Origin of the sequence: Arthrobacter crystallopoietes BAB-32 (assembly GCF_000328305.2) — a bacterium.
GTDB classification, from domain to species: Bacteria; Actinomycetota; Actinomycetes; order Actinomycetales; family Micrococcaceae; genus Crystallibacter; species Crystallibacter crystallopoietes_A.
The window spans coordinates 1-6,903 of the sequence record NZ_ANPE02000236.1 but is presented as its reverse complement, the minus strand read 5'-3'; the positions used below and the strand labels follow the sequence as shown (position 1 = coordinate 6,903).

The 6,903-nt window shown below is 69.8% G+C and carries 5 protein-coding genes and 1 pseudogene; 2 read left to right on the top strand and 4 right to left on the bottom strand.

Going from position 1 to position 6,903, the window contains the following annotated elements; all coding sequences use genetic code 11:
* On the top strand, window positions 1-835 hold an 835-nt coding region (locus D477_RS18005; protein ID WP_005273036.1), incomplete at its 5' end, for an amidase family protein.
* Window positions 836-917: 82 nt separating this feature from the next.
* The gene (locus D477_RS18000; RefSeq protein WP_043847603.1) at window positions 918-2,393 is read left to right on the top strand and encodes a peptide MFS transporter; all 1,476 of its coding nucleotides are present in this window, start codon (window positions 918-920) and stop codon (window positions 2,391-2,393) included.
* A gap of 90 nt (window positions 2,394-2,483) precedes the next feature.
* Here the strand turns inward: D477_RS18000 and D477_RS23020 are convergent, their stop codons facing one another.
* From D477_RS23020 to metE, 4 genes and pseudogenes are all read right to left on the bottom strand, one after another.
* Window positions 2,484-3,020, bottom strand: a complete 537-nt coding sequence (locus D477_RS23020) for a DUF4190 domain-containing protein (RefSeq protein WP_005273028.1) — start codon at window positions 3,018-3,020, stop codon at window positions 2,484-2,486.
* A 116-nt stretch (window positions 3,021-3,136) separates the two neighbouring features.
* A pseudogene (locus D477_RS17990) lies at window positions 3,137-4,356 on the bottom strand (cystathionine gamma-synthase).
* Window positions 4,357-4,370: 14 nt separating this feature from the next.
* On the bottom strand, window positions 4,371-5,705 hold the full coding sequence (locus D477_RS17985) for an O-acetylhomoserine aminocarboxypropyltransferase/cysteine synthase family protein (RefSeq protein ID WP_005273025.1): 1,335 nt from the start codon (window positions 5,703-5,705) through the stop codon (window positions 4,371-4,373).
* 39 nt (window positions 5,706-5,744) lie between these two features.
* The coding region (gene metE / locus D477_RS17980) for a 5-methyltetrahydropteroyltriglutamate--homocysteine S-methyltransferase (protein WP_005273021.1) at window positions 5,745-6,903 on the bottom strand (1,159 nt) is incomplete at its 5' end.

Below are 6,903 nucleotides of genomic sequence, written 5' to 3'. Positions count from 1 at the left end.
GGCTGCGGCCACCGGCCTGGTCGGCCTGAAGCCCGGCCGCGCCCGGGTGCCGGCCGGATCCGCCGGGGACGATCCCGGCCGGCTCGTCGTGGCCGGACCGCTGGCCCGCACCGCGGAGGATGCCGGTTTGCTCCTCGATGCGATGGTGGACGAGCCGCTCGCCCGGGTCCAGTTCGGCCCGGAACCCGACTTCCTCGGAGCCGCACGCCGCGCCGAAGGCCGGTTCCGGATCGGCGCCAGCACCGCCTCGCCCTTCGCCACCCGCTATCCGCTCTGGCTGGAGCCCGAGGCCAAGGCGGCGTTCGAACGCGGCGTCGGACTGCTGACCGGACTGGGCCATGATGTCCTCGACACCGACTTCCGCTACGACAACCGCTACCCCGAGGCCTTCACCACCGCCTGGACCTCGGGACTGGCGCATGTGCGGATCCCGGCCAGCCGCGAACCGCAGCTCATGCCGCTGACCCGTGGCTTCCGCCGTCGTGCCTTGGAACGCAGTGCCGGCGAACTGGACCAGGCCCTGGCCGTCCTCGCGAAATTCCAGGAGGACACGGTCAGCCAGTACTCCGCCTTCGACCTGGTCCTGACGCCGGCCCTGGCGATGACGCCGCGCCCGGTGGGCTGGTACACCGAGCACAGCGCCGAGGTCGACTACATGCGCCAGTGCCAGTACTCGCCCTTCAGCTCGATGGTCAACGTCTGCGGGCTGCCGGCCATCGCGGTCCCCGTGCTGACCACGCCGAAGGGGCTCTCCATGGGCATCCAGCTGATCGGCCGGCCCGGCTCCGAAGCGCAGCTGCTGACAGTCGCCGCACAGCTCGAAACAGTGCGCTGACAAGGGGCAACGCCATATCACTGGTTGCTATGGGCAACCAAGAATATGACATTGAATGTACCGGAGTGGCAAAATCGACTGAATGAGTCAAACTTCACCCTCAACCCGCGTGTCACAAACCGCGGAGGGCAAAACATTCTTCGGGCACCCCCGAATGCTCGCCAACCTCTTCTCCGTAGAACTCTGGGAACGCTTTTCCTTCTACGGGATGCAGGGCATCCTCCTGTACTACATGTACTTCTCGGTCGCGGATGGCGGCCTCGGCCTGGACGAAGGCCTGGCCACCGGCCTGGTCGGCGCCTACGGCGGCGGGGTGTACCTCTCCAGCATCCTCGGCGCCTGGATTTCGGACCGGCTGCTCGGCGCCGAGAAGGTGCTCTTCTACTCCGGCATCATGATCATGTTCGGCCACATCGCCCTCGCACTGGTGCCCGGCGCCGTGGGGCTGGCCATCGGCCTGGTCCTGGTTGCCATCGGCTCGGGCGGACTCAAGGCCACGGCCACTTCGCTGGTCGGCTCGCTCTACGGGGAGAAGGACGAGCGGCGCGATGCCGGCTTCTCCATCTTCTACATGGGCGTCAACATCGGCGGCCTGGTCGGACCGCTGCTCACCGGCCTGGCCCACGTCAGCCTCGGCTTCCACTACGGCTTCGGGCTGGCCGCACTAGGCATGGCGATCGGCCTGGGCCAGTACGCGCTGACCCGGAAGAACCTCCCGGAAGAGGCCCACCACGTCTCCAACCCGCTGGCGCGGTCCAGCTACGGCAAGATGGCCGCCGTGGCGATTGCCGCCGTCGTACTCATTGTGCTGGCCGTGGCGCTGGGCCTGGTCACCGCGGAGAACCTCGCCCCGATCATGGCGTGGCTGGCGATCATCGCCGCTGCCATCTACTTCGTGGTGATCCTCTCCAGCAAGCGCGTCACGCCCGTGGAGCGTGGGCGGGTGTACGCCTTCATCCCGCTGTTCATCGCCTCGGCGGCGTTCTGGGCGCTCTTCCAGCAGCAGTTCACGGTTGTGGCGCTGTATGCGGATAAGCAGCTGGACCGGTCGCTGTTCGGCTGGGAGATGCCGGCCACCTGGGTGCAGTCCATCAACCCGGTCTTCATCATCATCTTCGCCGGCATCTTCGCCGCCGTCTGGACCAAGCTGGGCCCGAAGCAGCCCGGTTCGCCGCTGAAGTTCGCGATCGGGCTGGCCGTGATGGGCGTGGCCTTCCTGGCGTTCATCCCGCTGGCCGGCGGCGGCGCCAACAGCACGCCGCTGCTGGCGATGGTGGGCATCCTGTTCCTGTTCACCATGGCCGAGCTGTTCCTGTCCCCCACCGGCAGCTCCATCTCGACCAAGCTGGCGCCGGCGGCCTTCAAGACCCAGATGGTGGCGCTGTTCCTGCTGTCCATCTCGCTCGGCACGACCTTGGCCGGCATCCTCGCGGGCTACTACGATCCGGCCAACGAGGTCCCGTACTTCGGCTTCATCGGGGTGACCGCGATCATCCTCGGCATTGCCCTGGCTGCGGCCGCACCGTCGCTCAAGAAAATCATGGGCGGCGTCCGCTAAGCCCTTTTTGCGCCTGGGAGAACGACGGCGGCCCAAGCCGGAAGCGTGGTGCTTCGGCTTGGGCCGCCGTTCCGGTTTCGAGCTGGCTGCTCAGGCTCCTTCGGCCATTGTGGCGATCACGCCGATGGCCAGCAGCAGCACCCAGAGGCCGGTGACGATGTAGCCCATGATGAGGCCGCCGAGCGCCATGCCGCGGCCGCCGGGTTCGCGGCCCAGCGCGATGTGCCCGAGGACGATCGCGGCAATCTGCGGCAGGAACAGGAAGCCGAAGCTCACCACGCCGACGATGCCGCAGACCAGCGCGGCAATGCTCAGGCCCTTGGACTCTGCCGGCGGCGCGTAGTACGGCGGCTGAACGTAGCCGGGGCCGCCGTAGGGGTTGTGCTGCTGCGCCGGTTCCATGCCGGGACCGGGCTGGTAGGCGTAGGGGTTGCCCGTCGGCGCCGGCTGCGAGGCGTACGGGTTGTCGTAGACCGTCGGCTGGGAAGCGTAGGGGTTCCCTGGCGCGGCCGACGGCGGGGCAGGCGGCGCCGGCGTGCCCTGCTGGCCGGACTGCGGCTCGGTGTACCAACCCGGATTTTTGGGATCGTTGAACGGCGGATTCTTTTCCGCGTCCGCGCCTGGCATGTGGTTCCCCCTTGTGAGAAGCGATTCAACGGCCTTACCGCAGACCAGCGGTGCCGCTACCAGTCTAGTGTCGGGCGCCAGCGCTGGAACACTAGGACGGACGCGCTTTTCGGTGGTCACTGGCCTACGAGCAGCCGCTCTTCCCAGCCCGCCGCGGCGGCGGCTTCCAGCCCGGCGGCCAAGTCGGCGCGCAGGTCCGCGACGTCCTCCACGCCAACGGAGAGCCGGACCAGGTCCGTCGGCACCGCCAGCTCCGTACCGCGGACCGAGGCGTGGGTCATCTCCGAGCAGTAACAGACCAGTGATTCGACCCCACCGAGGCTGACGGAGAGCGCGAACAGCTTCGTGGACTCGGCAAATGTGCGGGCGCCGCCTCCCCGGCGGCGAAGCGCAGCGATATGATCCCGCCGAAGCCGGACATCTGGCGCGCCGCCAGCTCATGCCCCGGGTGCTCGGGCAGGCCCGGGTAGAGCACCTCAGCGATGCCCGGCTGGTCCCGGAGCCATTCGGCGAGCGCCAGGGCGTTGCTGTCGTGCCGCTCCATCCGCAGGCCCAGGGTCTTCAGCCCCCGCGCGGCCAGATAACAGTCCTGCGGTCCGGCAACGGCACCGCCGGCGAACTGCTGGTAGCCGACCGCCTCGGCCAACGCCTTGCCGCGGAAATCCGTGTCCGCCACCACCACCGCGCCGCCAAGGACATCGGAATGTCCGCCGATGTACTTCGTCGTGGAGTGGACCACGACGTCGGCGCCGAGGTCCAGCGGCCGCTGCAGGTAGGGGGACGCAAAGGTGTTGTCGACGACGAGGAGGGCCCCGGCGTCGTGCGCCAATGCCGCCCAGCCGGCAAGGTCGGCGATCTGCAGCAGGGGGTTGGACGGCGTCTCCACCCACAGCAGCGCGGTTTCACCCGGCCGAATGGCGGCGGCCACAGCGGCCAAGTCGGTGATGTCCACGGCGGTGTTGGCCACGCCCCACGGTCCCAGCAGGTGGTTGACCAGCCGGTTGGTGCCGCCATAGCCGTCCCCGCCGAGCACGATGTGGTCCCCCGGCCGCAGCAGCGCGCGCAGCAGGGCGTCCTCTGCGGCCAGCCCAGAGGCAAACGCGAAGCCGGCCGCGCCGTGTTCCAGCGCCGCCAGTTGGGTTTCGAAGCCGTTGCGGGTGGGGTTGGAGCCGCGGCTGTACTCGTGCCCGGAGCGCAGCACGTTGATCCCGTCCTGCACGAAGGTCGAGGTCTGGTAGATCGGCGGAATGACAGCGCCGGTCAGCGGGTCCGGGTCCTGCCCGGCGTGGATCGCGGTGGTGTTGAACCCGGCGTAGCGGGCGGCGTTGAGGTGCATGTCGGCCTCTCCTTCTAGACATTGACGACGGCGGCGGGGGCGCCGGACGCCTGACGTTCGGTTGCCAGCGGGGCCAGGGCCTGGGCCAGGTCGGCCACCAGGTCCGCGGCGGATTCCAGGCCGATCGAGAGCCGGATGGTGGTCTCGCCGATGCCGGCCGCGGCCCGCTGCTGCGGAGTGAGCCGGCAATGCGTCATGGCCGCCGGATGCGCCACCAGGGACCGGGTGTCTCCGACGTTGGCCACGAGCTTGAACAGCCGCAGCCGGTCGATGAACGGGCCGGTTTCCGCCGGATCCGCCGCAAGGTCGAAGGAGAAGACGCTTCCGGTGCCGCGCGGGAAATCCCGGGCGGCTACGGCTGCGTCCGGGCTGGAGGGCAGCGAGGGGTGGTGCACTTGGGCGACCGCAGGGTGGCCGGCCAGGAAACGCACCACCTCGCGGGTGTTCGCTACGTGCCGCGCCACCCGGATGTCCAAGGTTTCGAGCCCTTGGAGGATCTGCGCGGCGTTGTACGGCGACAGCGACGGGCCCAGGTCGTGGAGATACTTGCTCCGCGCCAGCGCCAGGTAGGCTCCGTGGCCGTGGCGGCTCCAGAGCGTGTCTCCGCCGTAGCGGCGCTTGGGCCGGGTGAGCTGCGGCCACTTGTCCGGGTAGGACGCGAAATCGAAGCGGCCACCGTCCACCACCGCTCCCGCCAGCGACGTCCCGTGCCCGCCGAGGAACTTGGTTGCCGAGTAGACAACGACGTCGGCGCCCAGTTCCAGCGGCCGGTACAGCACCGGCGTGGCCAGGGTGTTGTCCACCACCAGCGGCACGCCGGCGCTGTGCGCCACCGCGGCCAGGGCCGGCAGGTCCTGCAGGCCCGCCAGCGGATTCCCGATCGATTCGGTCAGGAACGCCCGGGTCTGCGGGCGCACTGCAGCGGCCCAGGCTCCGGCATCCGCCGGGTCCGCGAAGCTGGCCTCGATCCCGAAGTCCGCGAAGGTGTCGGTGAGCAGGTCGACCGTTCCCCCGTACAGCTTCGACGAGGCGACAATGTGCTGTCCGCCGCTGACCAGCGCCAGCAGCGCAACGGCCACAGCAGCCTGGCCCGTGGCCGTCGCCAGGGCAGCCACCCCTCCTTCGAGGGCGGCCAGGCGCTGCTCGAGCACGGCGACGGTCGGATTGCCGGTCCGCGTGTAGGTGAAGCCCGGCTCCTTCAGGGCGAACATCCGCCGCGCCGACTCGTAGTCGGGGAACTCGTAGGCGGCGCTCTGGTACAGCGGCACGGCGACCGGCCGATGCGGACCCTGCGGCTCATAGCCGGCGTGGATCTGCGCGGTGGCGATACCGTCGTCGGGGATGCTCATGGGAAGGGGCTCCTTCTCTTCGGAGTCTGCTGCCGGCGGTTAGGCGCGGACGGCCAGGGCTTCGCGCGCTGCCTTTGCGGCGGCGACGACGTTGCGCAGGGACTGGACGGCCTCCTCGTAGCCGCGGGTCTTCAGCCCGCAGTCCGGGTTGATCCACAGCCGGCTGACGGGGATGCCGGCCAGCGCGGTGTCGATCAGGCCGGCGACCTCCTCCTGCGACGGAATGCGGGGCGAATGGATGTCGTAGACACCCGGGCCGATGCCGCGGCCGAAGCCGAAGCCGGCGATGTCCGCAACCACTTCCAGGCGCGAGCGGGCGGCCTCGATGCTGGTCACGTCCGCGTCGAGGGCGTCGATGGCCGCGATGACCTCGCCGAACTCGGAATAGCACAGGTGCGTGTGGATCTGCGTCGCATCCTGGACGCCGGAGGTGGCGAGCCGGAAGGCGCGGACCGACCAGTCGAGGTAGGCGGGCTGGTCCGCGGCGCGCAGCGGCAGCAGTTCCCGGAGAGCCGGCTCGTCCACCTGCACAATCCCGGTGCCTGCGGCCTCCAGGTCGGCGATTTCGTCCCGGAGCGCCAGCGCGACCTGGTTGGCGGTCTCGCCCAGCGGCTGGTCGTCGCGGACGAAGGACCAGGCCAGGATGGTGACCGGGCCGGTGAGCATGCCCTTCAGCGGCCGCCGGGTCAGCGACTGCGCGTAGCTGGTCCACGGGACGGTGAACGGCTCGGGCCGGGAGACGTCGCCCCAGAGAATCGCGGGGCGCGTGCAGCGCGACCCGTAGGACTGGACCCAGCCATGCTCGGTGGCCGCGAAACCGTCGAAGTTCTCGGCGAAGTACTGGACCATGTCGTTGCGCTCCGGCTCGCCATGCACCAGCACGTCCAGCCCCAGCTCCTCCTGCAGCGCGACCACGCGGGCGATTTCGTCCTTCAGGAACTGCTCGTACTCGGCCTGCGTGATGCTGCCCTTGCGGACGGCGGCCCGGGCACGCCGGACCTCGCCGGTCTGCGGGAAGGAGCCGATGGTCGTGGTCGGCAGGGCGGGCAGCCCGAGCCGCGCCTGCTGCAGCTCGGCACGCCGCTCGGCTGGGCCGCGGGTGAAATCCTCCTCCCCCAGCGCCGCAGTGCGCTGCCGCACGGCCGGCGACACCACGCCGTCGTACTGGACACGCGCCCGCAGCGCCGCCTCCGCCCGC